The sequence below is a fragment of the Celeribacter halophilus genome, from assembly GCF_018860305.1.
GTDB lineage: Bacteria > Pseudomonadota > Alphaproteobacteria > Rhodobacterales > Rhodobacteraceae > Celeribacter > Celeribacter halophilus_A.
In genome coordinates this window covers 49,721-64,691 of the sequence record NZ_JAHKPE010000021.1, presented here as the reverse complement: position 1 = coordinate 64,691, position 14,971 = coordinate 49,721, and the positions used below count along the sequence as shown (strand labels likewise).

The window sequence follows — 14,971 nt, the reverse complement described above, 5'->3', positions numbered from 1 at the left end:
TTTCAGATCACGCGGTCAGCGCGGTGAACTTGTCGGAGGCGTAGCTCACACGACCATGTTCGCCGTCTTTCACGGCGTGGTCAATGAAGAGCACCGCGAGATCACGTTGATTTGCGATTTCGAGACCGCGTTCGCGACCCAGCACCAGAAGGGCTGTGGCCCAAGCATCGGCCAGCATGGCATTTTCCGTCATCACGGTCACAGAGGCTGTGTTGTGCGTGACAGGGCGGCCCGTGGTCGCGTCGATGATGTGCGAGTAGCGCTTGCCGTCAAAGTCGAAGAAATTGCGGTAATCGCCGGAGGTCGCCATGCCCATGTCGGAAATGCCAACAACTTTTGCTACACCGCGATCAAAGGCTTCCGGTGTTTCGATGCCGATTTGCCAGGCCTTGCCCTCAGGGTTGCGACCGGCGGTGTAGAGATCGCCACCGATTTCAACCATGTAATCGGTGATGCCGAAGCTCTTGAGCGTGCGGGCCACCTGATCAACGCCGAAACCTTTGCCGATTGCGGAGAGGTAGACTTCCGCTCCGCCATTCAGCTTTTTCAGAGCGCCATTCTCGACTTTCAGAGCGCGGGACTGGCCACAGCAGGCCATAGCCTCCGCAATCTGCGCATCGGTTGGTGTATCGGCACGGGTGCCTTGAGCGCCAAAGCCCCAGAGATCAATGAGCGGACCAACCGTGACGTCGAAACGCCCGTCGGTTGCCGCGTTCACGTGCTCGGCGGCGAGCATGACATGCTCCAGCTCGGGCGAGACGGACACGCTGTCGCCAGCGGCGGCGGCATTGAAACGGGAAATCTCGGAGGAGGCATCCCAGTTCGACATCTGGGTGTTGACCTCGGCCAGCGCCAGATCGACAGCCTTTTGCAGCTCTGCCTTGTTCACGTCTTTGGTGTGATCAACGGCCACGATGGAGTAGCTTGTGCCCATCGTCAGCCCGGTGAGTTCCAGAACAGACCAGCCTTTCTTGCAGGCGGCCAGACAGAGCGGCATGACCATGAAGCTACGGCGAGAAAGGAGAAGAGAGTTCGACAAGGGTCTGCTCCACTTAAGCTGCGAAGTTACAAAATTAGGTATTGCGCATGCTTCTGCGGCAGATTGGCATGGGTTTCAACACAAAATTTAAAGAACTGTGTCGCGAAGCCTTCCAAACCGCGCCTTGGTGTCGCATAAGGTAGCCGAATTTTGGACAGGACAAGAAGACGTGCAGCAACATGTGTTGAAGAAAGGTCTCGACGTTCCGGTGCTTGGTGCACCCGACGCCAGGATCGACGATGCAGCAACGGTCCGAACCGTGGCCATACTCGGGCAAGACTATCTTGGGCTTAAACCGCGCCTTGCGGTTGAAGAGGGAGATGTCGTTGCCGCTGGTGCTCCGATTCTGGCGCATAAGGACACGCCGGACGTAAAAGTGACCGCGCCGGTTTCCGGACGAATCAAGGCAATCAATCGCGGGGCCCGTCGGGTTCTCGTCTCTGTCGAGATCGAGGTGGATCCCGCAGCGGCCGAGCCGGTTGATTTTTCACAAATTGGTGATGATCACTCCGCCGACGGCATTGTGCAAAAATTGTGCGCTTCCGGTCTTTGGACCTCGTTCCGCACGCGGCCCTATTCCAAGGTGCCCGCGCTGGAATCGAGACCCGCCGCGATCTATGTCACCGCGATGGATAGCGAACCGCTTTCGGGCGATGCCGCGCAGATCATCAATGAAGATGCCGAAGCCTTTGCACGCGGCCTGTCCGCTGTCGCTGTGCTTACCGAGGGCAAGACCTACCTCTGTCAGGAAATCGGGGCCGATGTTCCGGGTGCCGACCTTGACGGCATCACGCCTGTCGGCTTCTCCGGTCCGCATCCCGCAGGTCTGGCCGGCACGCATATGCATTTTCTTGAGCCGCCCACGGCGTCCAAGACGGTCTGGACCATCGGCTATCATGACGTGATCACCATCGGGAAGCTGATGCTCACAGGAAAGCTGGACTCGAGCCGTATCATCGCGCTTTGCGGTCCCATGTGCTCCGATCCGCGTCTTGTCCGCACGGTGTCGGGCGCGTCGATGACCGACCTTTGCGCCGATGACCTGAAAACGGACACACCCATTCGCGTGATCTCCGGCTCGATCCTGAGCGGGCGCGCGGGCGAGGGGCAAACGGGTTATCTCGGGCGCTATGCCCGCCAGATCACTCTGATCGAAGAAGATCAGAAACAGATCCCGATGGGTTGGATTCGTCCGATGCCGTCGAAATATGCGTTCCAACCGGTTCTTGGCTCGGCTTTCTCGAAAAAGCTCTATGCTCTGACGTCTAACCTGAATGGCGGGCGTCGTGCGATGGTGCCGCTGGGCACGTTCGAAGAGCTGATGCCGCAGGACTTCCTGCCGACGCAACTGCTGCGCGCGCTTCTGGTGATGGACACGGATCAGGCGCAGGCGCTCGGTGCGCTGGAACTGGACGAAGAAGATCTCGGGCTGTGCGGCTTTGCCTGCCCGGCAAAATATGAATATGGCCTCGCACTTCGCGACAGCCTCACCAAGATCGAGAAGGAGGGGTAAGGCTTTGGGTCTTCGCAATTTCTTCGACCGGATCGAACCGCACTTTGTTAAGGGCGGGAAGTATGAGAAATATTTTGCCATTTACGAGATGGTGGAAAGTTTCATCTATACGCCGAAAACGGTCACCACCGTCGCGCCTCACGCGCGATCTTATATCGATATGAAGCGGATCATGACCTATGTGGTCATCGCGACGATCCCCTGTATCCTGTTCGGCCTGTATAACACCGGCCTTCAGACCAATCTGGCGATTGCCGAATACGGCCCGTCGGGCTGGCGCGCTGCGGTGATCGAGGCACTGGGCATCGGTTTCAACCCGAACAATGTGCTGGCCAATATGGCGCATGGGCTGATGTATTTCCTGCCGATCTATATCGTGACGCTGATCGCGGGCGGGATTTTCGAAGTGCTCTTCGCGGTCGTGCGCGGCCATGAGGTGAACGAAGGTTTCCTCGTGACCTCCATGCTTTACACGCTGATCATGCCCGCCTCCGCGCCGCTCTGGCAGGTCGCATTGGGCATCATCTTCGGCGTCGTGATCGGTAAGGAAGTCTTTGGCGGCACGGGCAAGAACTTCCTCAACCCTGCTCTGGTGGGGCGCGCCTTCCTGTATTTCGCCTATCCGGCCTATATGTCGGGCGATTCGGTCTGGACGCCCGTTGACGGCTTCTCCGGCGCAACCGCACTGGCCATCGGGGCTTCCGAGGGTGTCAGCGCATTTGCAGAACATGGCATCAGCTGGATGGACGCTTTCGTTGGCACCATTCAGGGCTCGCTTGGGGAAACCTCGACCATCGCCTGTCTGATAGGTCTGGCCTTCCTGCTGTTGACCAAGATTGCCAACTGGCGACTGATTGTCGGCTGTATGCTGGGGATGATGGCTTTCTCCGGTCTGCTGAACCTGATCGGCTCTGACTCGAACCCGATGTTCGCCATGCCGTGGTATTGGCACCTCGTGACGGGCGGCTTCGCCTTTGGTCTCGTGTTCATGGTGACCGAGCCCGTTTCCGGCGCACATACGAATACAGGGCGCTATATCTATGGCGCGCTGATCGGCTTCATGGTGGTGATGATCCGCGTGGTGAACCCGGCCTTCCCCGAAGGCATGATGCTTGCCATCCTGTTCGGCAACGTGTTTGCCCCGCTGATCGATTATTTCGTCGTGCAGGCCAACATCAAACGGAGGGCCAAGCGCAATGCCTGAGGGAACTGAAAACAAAGGCCTCATTCGTCGTTTTCTGGATGCGCCGCCGGACAGTGTTGGCAAGACGATTTTCGTCGCTGTCGCGCTCTGCCTTGTGGCATCCATGATCGTGTCGGCGGCCGCTGTGGCGCTGCGTCCGGTTCAGGAAGAGAACAAGCTGCGCGACAAACGCATCAACGTTCTTCAGGTCGCGGGCGTCTATGACGAGAACGTGCCGGTGAATGACGCGTTCGAAGCCTTCGAGCCGCATGTGCTTGATCTCTCCACGGGCGAATTCACCGATGCCTTCGCGCTGGACGAGTTCGATGCCCTTGCCGCGAAAAGCGACCCTGCGATCATGCGCCCGCTCGACGACGACCCTGCGGGTCTGGGCGGTCAGATGCAGGCCTATCGTCTGGTCTATCTCCTGCGTGACGGGAATGGCGAGATCGACAAGGTGGTGTTGCCGATCGAGGGCTACGGGCTTTGGTCCACGCTCTACGGCTTTATCGCGCTGGAAGAGAACGGCAACGACATCTTTGGTCTGCAATTCTACCAGCATGGCGAAACGCCCGGCCTCGGGGCAGAGGTGGACAACCCCCGCTGGAAGGCGCTTTGGAACGGCAAGAAGCTCTTTGCCGAGGATGGCAACCTTGCCATCACTGTGGCAAAAACGCCCCCGCCCGAAGGCACCGATTACTATGTGGACGCGCTTGCGGGTGCGACCCTGACATCGCGCGGGGTGGACAACCTTGTCCACTTCTGGATGGGGCAGGCCGGTTACGGCAGCTTCCTTGAGCATCTGCAAGCAGGAGAGGTGAACTGATGGCACAGACATACCGTTCGCAACTGATCGACCCGTTGGTCGACAACAACCCGATCACTTTGCAGGTTCTGGGCATCTGTTCCGCGCTTGCTGTGACCTCTTCGATGCAGGTGGCTTTCGTCATGGCGCTGGCCGTGACCTTGGTGACCGGCTTTTCGTCGATGTTCATCTCCATGCTGCGCAACCAGATCCCGAGCTCGATCCGGATCATTGTGCAGATGGTCATTATCGCCTCGCTCGTGATCCTCGTGGATCAGGTGCTCAAGGCCTATGCCTACGAAATCTCGAAAACGCTTTCGGTCTTTGTCGGGCTGATCATCACCAACTGTATCGTGATGGGCCGCGCCGAAGCCTTCGCCATGAAGAACCCGCCGATTGCGAGTTTCATTGACGGTGTCGGCAACGGGCTTGGCTACGGGCTGTTGCTCATGGTCGTTTCCGTGATCCGCGAACTGTTCGGTTCCGGTTCGCTGTGGGGCATCACCATCCTAAAAACCGTGAACAACGGTGGCTGGTATGTGCCCAACGGCCTGCTGCTTCTGCCTCCGTCGGCGTTCTTCGTGATCGGGCTGATCATCTGGGCCGTGCGCACATGGAAGCCGGAACAGGTCGAAGAGCGTGAATATAAAATCCAGACGGTGGAGGGCCACTGATGGAAGGTCTCATTTCACTGGCGGTCAAAGCCGTCTTTATTGAAAACCTCGCCCTGTCGTTCTTTCTCGGCATGTGCACATTCCTCGCCGTGTCGAAAAAGATTTCGACGGCGATGGGCTTGGGTATCTCCGTGATGGTGGTGCAGGCGCTGACAGTGCCGGCCAACAACCTGATCCTGACCAAACTGCTCGCGCCCGGTGCGCTTGCATGGGCGGGCTTCCCCGATGTCGATCTGACCTTCCTTGGTCTGATCTCCTACATCGGTGTGATCGCCGCCTTGGTGCAGATCCTCGAGATGGTGCTCGATAAGTATTTCCCGCCGCTTTACAACGCGTTGGGTGTCTATCTTCCGCTCATCACCGTGAACTGCGCCATCATGGGTGGTTCTCTGTTCATGGTGGAACGCGGCTACAACTTTGCCGAATCCGCCACCTACGGGCTGTCTTCGGGCTTTGGTTGGGCGCTTGCCATCACCGCGATGGCGGGTGTGCGCGAAAAGCTGAAATACTCTGACATCCCCGACGGGCTTCAGGGTCTCGGCATCACCTTTATCACCGCGGGTCTGATGGCTATGGCCTTCATGTCCTTCTCCGGCGTGAAACTTTAAGGGGGCCGGACTCATGATGACATTCAGTCTGGGCGTTGTCCTTTTCACTCTGATCGTGATTGCGCTTGTGGCGGTTATTCTTGTCGCACGCTCGAAACTCGTCAGCACGGGCAACGTCAACATCACCATCAACGGCGAAAAGACGATCACCGTCCCCGCCGGTGGCAAACTGTTGCAGACGCTCGCAGCCGAAAAGCTCTTTGTGCCTTCGGCCTGTGGCGGCGGCGGAACCTGTGCGCAATGTCGTGTGCGGGTGAAGTCGGGCGGCGGGTCGATCCTGCCGACCGAGGAAAGCCATATTACCAAACGTGAGGCCGCCTGTGGCGACCGCCTGTCCTGTCAGGTGGCCGTGAAGCAGGATATGGAGATCGAAGTCCCAGAAGAGGTCTTCGGCGTCAAGAAGTGGGAGTGCACCGTGCGCTCGAACCACAACGTGGCGACCTTCATCAAGGCACTGGTTCTGGAACTGCCCGAAGGCGAGGACGTCAACTTCCGTGCCGGTGGCTATATCCAGATCGCGGCTCCGCCCCACAAACTGTCCTACAAGGACTTCGATATTGAAGAAGAATATCGTGCCGATTGGGACAAGTTTAACCTCTGGCAATATGAATCCGTTGTCGAAGAGCCGATTGAGCGCGCCTATTCCATGGCGAACTATCCGGACGAAAAGGGTATCATCATGCTCAACGTCCGCGTCGCCTCGCCGCCTCCGGGCTCCGAAGGCATCCCGCCGGGTCAGATGTCCTCCTACATCTTCAACCTCAAACCCGGTGACAAGGTCACGATTTCCGGTCCGTTCGGTGAATTCTTCGCCCGCGATACGGATAAGGAAATGGTCTTCATCGGTGGCGGGGCCGGTATGGCACCGATGCGCTCGCACATCTTCGACCAGCTCAAACGCCTGAAGAACAAGGATCGCAAGATCACCTTCTGGTATGGTGCACGTTCGAAACGCGAGATGTTCTTTGTCGAGGACTTCGACGAGCTGGCCAAGGAGTTCCCGAACTTCACATGGCATGTGGCGCTGTCGGATGCTCTGCCCGAAGATGACTGGGGCGGTTACACCGGCTTCATTCACAACGTGCTGTATGAAGAATATCTCAAGAACCACCCCGCACCGGAAGATTGCGAATACTACATGTGTGGTCCGCCCATCATGAACCAGTCCGTGATCAACATGCTTCTGGATCTTGGTGTGGATCGTGAAGACATCATGCTGGATGATTTCGGGGGCTGATCTTTATCGGGCAGGGTTTCGGACTTGCCGATAAAATCCCCGACACAAAAAATCGGCCAGACCCTGTTCTGCGGGGTCTGGCCGAAATGCGTTTGAGCCGGATGGAATTGTGGGAATCGCAGGTGATTAGGCGCGTCAGTTTACTCCGGTTTCCCGCGGAGTTTTTTGACCTCGCTGCGCACTTTTTTGGCCTTGATCCGTCGCTCGATACTGCCGCGCGTCGGTTTCGTCTTGATCCGGCGTTTGGGTTTCTCGGTGGCTTTGCGGATTAGTTCGGCCAGACGCTCCCGCGCAATCTCGCGGTTGCGGGCTTGGGAGCGGGTCTCCTCCACCTGAATGATGATCGCCCCGTCTTTGGTCCAGCGCCGTCCCGCCAGCCTGCGCAGACGGTGTTTGACTTGCTCGGGCAGGTTCGGGGAACGCGCCGCCTCGAACCGCAACTCAACGGCGGTGGAGACTTTGTTCACATTCTGCCCGCCGGGGCCGGAGCTTCGCACGAATTGCTCGGTCAGTTCCCAGTCGGCGATGGTGATTTGTTCTGTAACGGTCAGGGGCATGGGGCATCTATACAGCAAAGGAAAAGGGCTGCCAGATAAAGCAGCCCTCCGAGATCTCAGGAGATGGGCCAATTAGGAAGCCCAATCAGGAGTGTTTCACACTAGATTGTTCCTCTAGGTGGCGGCCCCCCCGACTGTCTTGACCTCGCTCTCCAACATCACTCTAGACACTGGACCACCTCCTTTCGATGAATTGCCGATAGGTTCATGGTGGCACAGATTTGGTATATGGCAAGTAAAATTATACCATACGTGCTGTCAGGCGCTTAACAATTAGGCGGAAAGGCACGAGCGCGATCAAAGCAAGGGCGAGTTTGACACCCCAATCGGCTACCGCGAGCGAGATCCACAGCGGCACAGGTGAGCCGACAAAGAGAAAGGGAACGGCATCCCACGCCCATGACACTTCCATATCGGCATTCTCCCCGAAAAGAGTGATGCTTTGCGAGAAGGCGATGCTAAAGAAAATCGCCGTATCAAGCGCGGAGCCGATGATGGAGGAGGCAAAGGGCGCCTTCCACCACGAGCCGTTGCGCAGGCGGTCGAAGACAAAGACATCGACAAGCTGGGCGACAAGGAAGGCGGTGGCAGAACCAACCGCGATGCGAATGGCAACGGCCTGATAGCTATAGCCGTCACCTTGAAGGGTGATCTGTGTCCCGATGAGGGAGCAGACAATCCCCGTGACAAAACCCGCGAGGATGACTTTGCGCGCAGAGGCGACGCCATAGACACGGTTCATCACATCGGTGACGAGGAAGGCGAAAGGATAGGTGAATGCGCCCCATGTCAGCAGCCCATCCATGATGAGGAACTGAACGAGGATATTGGAGGCCACGACAATGGCGGCCATGGCAAGGATGCCAGGAAGAAGACGTTTCATGATGTACCCGTTTTTTATCGAAGGTGACGGCAACTCGGCCCCGAGCGGGGCGATGTGGGCGTTTACCCGCCGCGCGCGGGCAAATCAAGGATAAAGCGGTGTGCGGTGGCGCGACGTGATTGGTAGAAGGTCGCGCACAGGTATGATCCGGCCGCCAGTGGCGTTATTCGATAACGCGGTAATCGACGAACTCGGTGCGCTGGAAAAAGCGGAAATTGTTGTCCGAGACCAAGGTCAGCCGGATCCCTGCCTCGTCCGCCCAGACCGCGATGCCTTCGAGGTTGTCATGGGTGGCGGTGAGTGTGCGCAAGAGTGTGACTTCGTTCTCCGGTCCCTTCGGGCCAAGATCAAAGCGCCGCACGCGGGAGGCAAAGCCCAATCCGGTGAACCAGCGTTCCAGCAGGTAAAGTCGCCCGTCCGGTCCGATGTCGAGACCTACGGGCAGGAAATCCGTGTCTTCGTCACGCGGGATGGACCATGAGGCATCCCATTGCCCGTTCATATAGCGATAGAGCGGAAAAGGCCGACCAACCGCGCCGGAGCGTTCGGGAAGGGTGTAGATTGTGCCACTTGCGTCCACGGCCACGCCTTCCAGCGAGGAGTTGTTCTGCATCTTCTCGAAATCGGGATGTTTCGGCAAATCGGTCAACCGTCCCGTGTCGAGATCAAGCTGCGCGATCCGGTGGATACCTTCAAAGCTCACATAGGCCTTGCCGTCCCGTGACAGGGCAAAGCCTTCGGAATCCGCCTCGAACCGCTTTAACGTCCCGCCATCTTGCGCGGAGAGCGGGATGCCCTTTTCCAGCGTCACACCGGAGACAACACCCTTTTCGTTGCGCGTGAGCATGCCGGTGAAAAACTTGGCACGATCCGACAGGGCGACAAAGCTGCGCCCGTCTTCGGAGAGTTCAAGACCGGAGAGTCCGCCCACAGTGGCATCATCCGAGACCCATGTATGGGAGCCCAGAAAACGCGCCTCGGTCGCAAGAGACGGGCTGGCAAGAAGGCTCGCGATCAGCGCGAGGACAAGACGGCGGAGCATTGCGCAGGTAAGGTGGCAAGAGTGATCGGCGGCTTGGGCTTGGCCGGTTTCGCATTGGGATCGGGCGGCGGCGGGTTGAGGATGTTATTCACCCAGTCCTGCGCATCGGCGCACCCGTCTCCGGGGGGCGGCGGGGCCTGATCCACACAGGAGGAATCGCCCTTCGGACAGTTCAGCCGGACATGGAAATGGTAGTGATGCCCCCACCAGGGCCGGATTTTCCGAAGCCAGCTTTTGTCGCCTTTCTCGTCCTTGCACATCTGCACTTTCGCGCCGGGGAACACAAAGATGCGCGCCACACGAGGGTCGGAAGCGGCGGCTTTGAGAATTTCGTGATGCGCCCGCGTCCAGTTGTCGTTCACATAGGCCCCTGCGGCGCGACGCATCGAAATGGACGAGAGGCTTTCGCGCTCCGCACGTGTGAGATCAAGCCGCGTTGCAGGCAGCATCCAGATATCGGCATCCAGACCGATCTGGTGGCTCGCATGCCCCGAAGACATCGGCCCGCCGCGCGGCTGGCTCATGTCCCCGATATAAATGCCGTTCCAACCCGGTTGTGCCGCGGCTTTGCGCGACAGGTCTTCGAGAAAATCGACCAGAACCGGCTGACCCCAGTTGCGGTTGCGCGACAGACGCATCGCCTGCCATGTCGGGCCGCTCTCCGGCAGGGCCACAGCCCCCGCAAGACAGCCTTTGGCATAGCTGCCAAAGGACTCCGGCGTATGGGACGACGGCGTGGCCACCGGCCCGAACAATAGCTTGGCCGGCCTCTGGTCCGAGGAGGACACCGACACTTTCGGTACGGCGGCAAGGTCTTCTTTCTCGCTGCCGACGCAGCCGGCCAGTGCCAGAACCAACGCGACGCTCAACCATTTACGCATTTTCAGAAACCTTTGTGCCTTCCGGATGAACCCACGCTAACAGCACCAGCCCCACAATGAAAAGGGCGATCAGCGGGGTGATGCCGAGTCTCTGGGAATTGGTCACATCCGAGGCCAGTGCAATCAGCCCCGGTGCCAGAAAAGACGTCGCTTTGCCGGACAGTGCATAAAGTCCGAACGCTTCGGTCACACGCGCGGGATCGGCTTGCCGCACCATCATCGTGCGCGACGCGGACTGGAGCACACCGGACACCGCGCCCAGAACCGCCCCGCAGATGTAGAAGGCAATATCGGGCAAATGACTTGTGGCCTCGACCGTCTGGAACAGGACGCTTTCGCGGGAGATGGTCAGAATGACCAGACAAACCGAGATCAGCACCAGAATACAGAAGATGATCACGGGTTTCGGCCCGAACTTCTGATCCGCGAACCCTCCGGCAAAGGTGAAAACCGCTCCGGTGAAGGCGGCCAGAATACCGAACACGCCGATCTGCACCACGCTCCATTCCAGTGCGCCGAGCGCATAGATGCCGCCGAAGGTAAACACACCGTTGAGCGCATCGCGGTAAAACATCGAAGACCCGAGAAAGGCAAACAGCGAATGACGCGATGGCAGGCTGCGCAGGGTTTTCATCAAATCGCGCATCCCGTTTTTGACCGAACGGGCCATCGGCACGCTCTTCGATGCCGGCTCGCGGACCCACAGGAAAAACGGGATCATAGACAGCACAAACCACAGCGCCACAAACGGCCCGACAAAACGGGTGCCCTCGCGCATGGCCGGATCAAGCCCGAACAGAGGCGCATGACCCAAAAGCGTGACCCCGTCGGCATTTTCGGAAAACAGCAAAAGCATGATGACCAGCGCGACAATTCCGCCGACATAGCCCCATGCCCATCCGTTGCCGGAAATCTTGCCGATCTCTTCACGCGTGCCGAGCGCAGGCAGAAGCGCATTGGTGAAAATCGTGGTAAATTCGACCCCGATCAGGCCTAAACCGAAGAAAACGAGCACCAACATGGTCGGGAAACTCTCGGGCGAGGCCATCCAGAGACCGGCTGATCCGATCACATAGAGCGCCGAAAACAGCCATATCCACGGCATACGGCGCTTGCTCTCATCGGCAATCGCCCCAAGGATCGGCGCACTCACGGCAATCATCAGCCCCGCCGCCGTTAGCCCGTAGCCCCAGATCGACTGGGCCTCGGCCTTGGCATGGGCCGCATCCATGCCGCCCGCCACCAGATGCGCGATCACCTGTTCTGCAAAATAAGGGCCGAAAATGAAGGTCAGGATCAGCGTATGAAAGGGCTGGGTCGCCCAATCATACATCATCCAGCCCCAAATGCGCTTGCGGTGACTTGGTTGGCCCATGACCTTAGTCCTCTTTCCTCGGTTGAGGCGATAGAACAGGGAATGTGCCATCTGTGCAATGGTTAAAGCCTTGTGCAAAAGGCATTAACCAAGGTTCACCGCACCGGTGGCCAAGGCCGTGTATTGTCCGCGTCGATCCAGTTTTGGACCCATTCCGGCAAGGGTGGGCTCTCGATACCGGGTTCCAGCCGCTCCAGAAGCTCTTTCGGAGGCACCATCTTGCGCTTCTTGATGACCGCGCCGCGCAACAGAATGTGATTGCAGCATTCGCCCTTCTGGTCCCACATCGACTGTTCGATATAGAGGAACTTGTCGTCAAACCCGATGGGACTCGTCACCATGTCCACGGTCTGAAAGGTCGTGACGCGCCGCCGGTAGCGCACGGATGCGCCCGCCACGGCCATGCCATAGCCGCCGTCCTTGGCAGCCTTCGCCGTGCCGTTGCGGATCGACATCGGCACACGGCCGAGGTCAAAGATTGTTAAGGTTCTGCCGTTATTCAGTTCGAGCCAGAGGTCAATGTCCCACGGCATACAGATATGCCGCGAGTGATGTGGCTCGAAGAGACCAAGTTTGGGGGCGTTTCGGACTTTCCACGCCTGATAGAACATGCGGATGAATGGATACATGCGCGCCAGCATGTTGCTGCAGGCGCAAAGGTCAAGAGGGAACGTGGCGGCACGGCCATCCTCACCCTTGCGCGTGGAGGGCAGAGACCTTAGGTGAATGACGACTGACAATTTGGGAACCTGAAAAATATGCTGTCTTTGATGCAAATCCTGCTGATGATCCTCGGCGTCGTGAAATTCGTCATGATCGTTCAGATCATCATGAGTTGGCTGATCAATTTTCAGGTTCTGAACGTGCGCCAGCCTCTGGTCTATCAGATCTGGGAAGGTCTCTCGCGTCTGTTGGAGCCGATCTATCGCCCGATCCGCAAAGTTCTGCCGCCGATGAGCGGGCTGGACCTCGCGCCGCTGGTGGCCTTTATCGCGATCTATGCGATCGAGCGGATCATCTACAACAATATGGGCATGTTCTACTAAGCCATCCCTGCGTAAACGCCCTTGAGCCTCGCGCCCCTGCGTGCGATTCTGCTCTCAACCAAAAAGAGCAGGCATGATGGACACTCAGGGGCTTTTATCCTCCGTTTTCGGATTCGACGGGTTTCGTCCCGGTCAGGAAGAGATCGTGGAGGCGGTCGCTGCGGGCCGTGATGTGCTTGCCATCATGCCTACGGGGGGCGGAAAGTCGCTCTGTTTCCAGCTTCCGGCGCTGATGCGGGATGGCCTGACCGTGGTGATTTCCCCGCTCATCGCCCTTATGCGCGATCAGGTGCAGGGGCTTCAGGCCGCCGGTGTCGCGGCGGGTGCGCTGACCTCCGGCAATACCGAAGAAGAAAATGATGCTGTCTTCGCCGCGCTGACTGCGGGGGAGTTGAAACTGCTCTACATGGCGCCCGAACGTCTGGCGTCCGGCGGGACATTGCCGCTGTTGCGCCGTTCGAATGTCTCTCTGATCGCTGTGGACGAGGCCCATTGTGTCTCTCAATGGGGCCATGATTTCCGGCCCGATTATCTGCGTATCGGTGATCTCAAACGGGCGCTGGGCGTGCCTCTGGCCGCTTTCACCGCCACCGCCGACGAGGAGACGCAGGCCGAAATCGTGCGGCGTCTTTTTGACGGGGTGCAGCCCGAGAGTTTCCTGCGAGGTTTCGACCGTCCGAACATCCACCTCGCCTTTGCCGTGAAAGACAGCCCGCGGCGTCAGATCCTCGATTTCGCGGCGGCGCGCAAAGGCCAGTCCGGCATCGTCTATTGCGGCACGCGGGCCAAGACCGAGAGCCTCGCCAAAGCTCTCTCGGACGCCGGTCATCTGGCTCTTGCCTATCATGGCGGGATGGAGCCCGACCGCCGCCGCGAGGTCGAGCGGCGTTTCCAGCAGGAGGACGAGCTGATCGTCGTGGCCACAGTCGCCTTTGGCATGGGGATCGACAAGCCGGACATCCGCTGGGTGGCGCATGCCGATCTGCCCAAGAGCGTCGAGAGCTACTATCAGGAAATCGGACGCGCGGGGCGTGACGGTGCGCCTGCCGAGACACTGACGCTTTTTGGTCCCGATGACATCCGGTTTCGCCGCACCCAGATCGACGAAAGCCTCGCCCCGCCCGAGCGCCGCGCTGCAGATCATGCGCGGCTGAACGCGCTGCTCGGCATTGCGGATGCGCAGGTGTGCAGGCGTCAGACGCTTTTGAAATTCTTTGGCGAAGAGGCCGCGCCCTGTGGCCATTGTGACCTTTGCGACACCCCGCCGGAGCTGTTTGACGGCACCACGGCGGTGCGCAAGGCGCTTTCTGCCGTGCTGCGCTGCGATCAGGGGTTTGGCGCGGGGCATCTCATTGATGTGCTGATGGGCAAAATGACGGACAAGGTGCGCCAGTGGAACCACGACCAGCTTTCGGTGTTCGGCATCGGCAAGGAATATGACAAGCGCCAGTGGAACGCGATTTTCCGGCAGATGATGGGCGCGGACCTTCTGCGTCCCGACCCGGAACGCCACGGCGCGCTGTATATGACGGAACCGGCCATGCCGATTCTCAAAGGCGAGGCGGAAGTGACTCTGCGCAAGGATACGCTTGCGAAATCGCGCAAGGGGCCGGTCGCCAAGGCGCTGGTTTCCGAAGAAGACGCGCCGCTTTTGTCCGCGCTCAAGGCCAAACGCCGCGCACTGGCCGAGGAGGCGCGTGTGCCCGCCTATGTGGTCTTTGCCGACCGGACGTTGATCGAAATGGCCGAAAAACGGCCGCAGACGCTGGACGATATGGCCCGTATCGGTGGTGTCGGCGCGAAAAAGCTGGAGCGTTACGGCGCGCTGTTCCTCTCTGTCATCCTTGGTGCCCCTGCACCACAGATGCACCCCGCCCGCCGCAAACTTGCAGGCTCCGGCGGGGGCGATCTTTTCGACCGTTTGCAGGGGATTCACAATGATCTCACGCGCGGCGATTGCGGGACGCTCAAACCCATGAGCCTCACCCCCGCGCAGATCACCAAGATCGTGAAAATGCGCCCCGCAGATATGGCCAGTTTTGCCCGACTCGTCGGTGAAAAGCCGGCCGAACGCTTTGGCCCCGCGATGATCGAGGCTATTCGCGCCGCCTGACCCGCGCCTGTTGCC

Annotated in this window: 15 protein-coding genes; 8 read left to right on the top strand and 7 right to left on the bottom strand. The window is 59.1% G+C overall.

Annotated elements, in window-relative coordinates; translation table 11 throughout:
• Positions 1-7: 7 nt before the first annotated feature.
• Entirely contained in the window at positions 8-1,039 is a 1,032-nt protein-coding gene (locus KO492_RS07790; RefSeq protein WP_252735437.1) for an FAD:protein FMN transferase, read from the bottom strand.
• Positions 1,040-1,208: 169 nt separating this feature from the next.
• On the opposite strand from KO492_RS07790, the gene KO492_RS07785 reads away from it, so the two are divergent.
• From KO492_RS07785 to nqrF, 6 genes are read left to right on the top strand one after another with little or no spacing between them, the layout of a single operon-like run.
• On the top strand, positions 1,209-2,552 hold the full coding sequence (locus KO492_RS07785; RefSeq protein ID WP_216044444.1) for a Na(+)-translocating NADH-quinone reductase subunit A: 1,344 nt from the start codon (positions 1,209-1,211) through the stop codon (positions 2,550-2,552).
• 4 nt (positions 2,553-2,556) lie between these two features.
• Positions 2,557-3,756 (top strand): NADH:ubiquinone reductase (Na(+)-transporting) subunit B, encoded by a 1,200-nt coding sequence (locus KO492_RS07780; RefSeq protein WP_216044443.1) that lies wholly within the window; start codon positions 2,557-2,559, stop codon positions 3,754-3,756.
• A complete protein-coding gene (locus KO492_RS07775; RefSeq protein ID WP_216044442.1) occupies positions 3,749-4,561 on the top strand; it encodes a Na(+)-translocating NADH-quinone reductase subunit C in 813 nt (270 codons plus the stop codon). The genes KO492_RS07780 and KO492_RS07775 overlap by 8 nt, the downstream gene beginning before the upstream one ends.
• Positions 4,561-5,214, top strand: coding sequence for an NADH:ubiquinone reductase (Na(+)-transporting) subunit D (locus KO492_RS07770; RefSeq protein WP_066601134.1), 654 nt, complete (start codon positions 4,561-4,563; stop codon positions 5,212-5,214). Before KO492_RS07775 ends, KO492_RS07770 begins: the two co-directional genes overlap by 1 nt.
• A complete protein-coding gene (gene nqrE, locus KO492_RS07765; RefSeq protein WP_066601138.1) occupies positions 5,214-5,822 on the top strand; it encodes an NADH:ubiquinone reductase (Na(+)-transporting) subunit E in 609 nt (202 codons plus the stop codon). The genes KO492_RS07770 and nqrE overlap by 1 nt, the downstream gene beginning before the upstream one ends.
• Before the next feature lie 13 nt (positions 5,823-5,835).
• Positions 5,836-7,059, top strand: a complete 1,224-nt coding sequence (gene nqrF, locus KO492_RS07760; protein ID WP_066601142.1) for an NADH:ubiquinone reductase (Na(+)-transporting) subunit F — start codon at positions 5,836-5,838, stop codon at positions 7,057-7,059.
• Positions 7,060-7,199: 140 nt separating this feature from the next.
• Here nqrF and arfB read toward each other — a convergent pair whose 3' ends face one another.
• From arfB to KO492_RS07730, 6 genes are all read right to left on the bottom strand, one after another.
• A complete protein-coding gene (gene arfB / locus KO492_RS07755) occupies positions 7,200-7,616 on the bottom strand; it encodes an alternative ribosome rescue aminoacyl-tRNA hydrolase ArfB (RefSeq protein WP_216044441.1) in 417 nt (138 codons plus the stop codon).
• Between the two features lie 241 nt (positions 7,617-7,857).
• Positions 7,858-8,499, bottom strand: a complete 642-nt coding sequence (locus KO492_RS07750) for a queuosine precursor transporter (RefSeq protein WP_216044440.1) — start codon at positions 8,497-8,499, stop codon at positions 7,858-7,860.
• A 163-nt stretch (positions 8,500-8,662) separates the two neighbouring features.
• A complete protein-coding gene (locus KO492_RS07745; protein ID WP_216044439.1) occupies positions 8,663-9,541 on the bottom strand; it encodes an esterase-like activity of phytase family protein in 879 nt (292 codons plus the stop codon).
• Positions 9,514-10,422: a penicillin-insensitive murein endopeptidase gene (mepA, locus tag KO492_RS07740; RefSeq protein WP_216044438.1), complete on the bottom strand. Its 909-nt coding sequence runs from the start codon at positions 10,420-10,422 to the stop codon at positions 9,514-9,516. Before mepA ends, KO492_RS07745 begins: the two co-directional genes overlap by 28 nt.
• On the bottom strand, positions 10,415-11,797 hold the full coding sequence (locus KO492_RS07735; protein ID WP_216044437.1) for an MFS transporter: 1,383 nt from the start codon (positions 11,795-11,797) through the stop codon (positions 10,415-10,417). The genes mepA and KO492_RS07735 overlap by 8 nt, the downstream gene beginning before the upstream one ends.
• A gap of 95 nt (positions 11,798-11,892) precedes the next feature.
• A complete protein-coding gene (locus KO492_RS07730; protein ID WP_066601242.1) occupies positions 11,893-12,426 on the bottom strand; it encodes an acyl-CoA thioesterase in 534 nt (177 codons plus the stop codon).
• A gap of 129 nt (positions 12,427-12,555) precedes the next feature.
• Between KO492_RS07730 and KO492_RS07725 the strand changes: the two genes are divergently transcribed.
• Both KO492_RS07725 and recQ read left to right on the top strand, forming a co-directional pair.
• Positions 12,556-12,843, top strand: a complete 288-nt coding sequence (locus tag KO492_RS07725; protein ID WP_066601153.1) for a YggT family protein — start codon at positions 12,556-12,558, stop codon at positions 12,841-12,843.
• Positions 12,844-12,916: 73 nt separating this feature from the next.
• On the top strand, positions 12,917-14,956 hold the full coding sequence (gene recQ, locus KO492_RS07720; protein WP_216044436.1) for a DNA helicase RecQ: 2,040 nt from the start codon (positions 12,917-12,919) through the stop codon (positions 14,954-14,956).
• Positions 14,957-14,971: the final 15 nt, after the last annotated feature.

Bases quoted from the DNA above. Each gene is read 5' to 3' on its own strand.
- KO492_RS07775 (WP_216044442.1), top strand. From the start codon at position 3,749: ATGCCTGAGGGAACTGAAAACAAAGGCCTCATTCGTCGTTTTCTGGAT.
- KO492_RS07750 (WP_216044440.1), bottom strand. From the start codon at position 8,499: ATGAAACGTCTTCTTCCTGGCATCCTTGCCATGGCCGCCATTGTCGTG.
- nqrE (WP_066601138.1), top strand. From the start codon at position 5,214: ATGGAAGGTCTCATTTCACTGGCGGTCAAAGCCGTCTTTATTGAAAAC.
- KO492_RS07735 (WP_216044437.1), bottom strand. From the start codon at position 11,797: ATGGGCCAACCAAGTCACCGCAAGCGCATTTGGGGCTGGATGATGTAT.
- KO492_RS07770 (WP_066601134.1), top strand. From the start codon at position 4,561: ATGGCACAGACATACCGTTCGCAACTGATCGACCCGTTGGTCGACAAC.
- KO492_RS07745 (WP_216044439.1), bottom strand. From the start codon at position 9,541: ATGCTCCGCCGTCTTGTCCTCGCGCTGATCGCGAGCCTTCTTGCCAGC.
- KO492_RS07730 (WP_066601242.1), bottom strand. From the start codon at position 12,426: ATGTATCCATTCATCCGCATGTTCTATCAGGCGTGGAAAGTCCGAAAC.
- mepA (WP_216044438.1), bottom strand. From the start codon at position 10,422: ATGCGTAAATGGTTGAGCGTCGCGTTGGTTCTGGCACTGGCCGGCTGC.
- KO492_RS07725 (WP_066601153.1), top strand. From the start codon at position 12,556: ATGCTGTCTTTGATGCAAATCCTGCTGATGATCCTCGGCGTCGTGAAA.
- nqrF (WP_066601142.1), top strand. From the start codon at position 5,836: ATGATGACATTCAGTCTGGGCGTTGTCCTTTTCACTCTGATCGTGATT.
- arfB (WP_216044441.1), bottom strand. From the start codon at position 7,616: ATGCCCCTGACCGTTACAGAACAAATCACCATCGCCGACTGGGAACTG.
- recQ (WP_216044436.1), top strand. From the start codon at position 12,917: ATGATGGACACTCAGGGGCTTTTATCCTCCGTTTTCGGATTCGACGGG.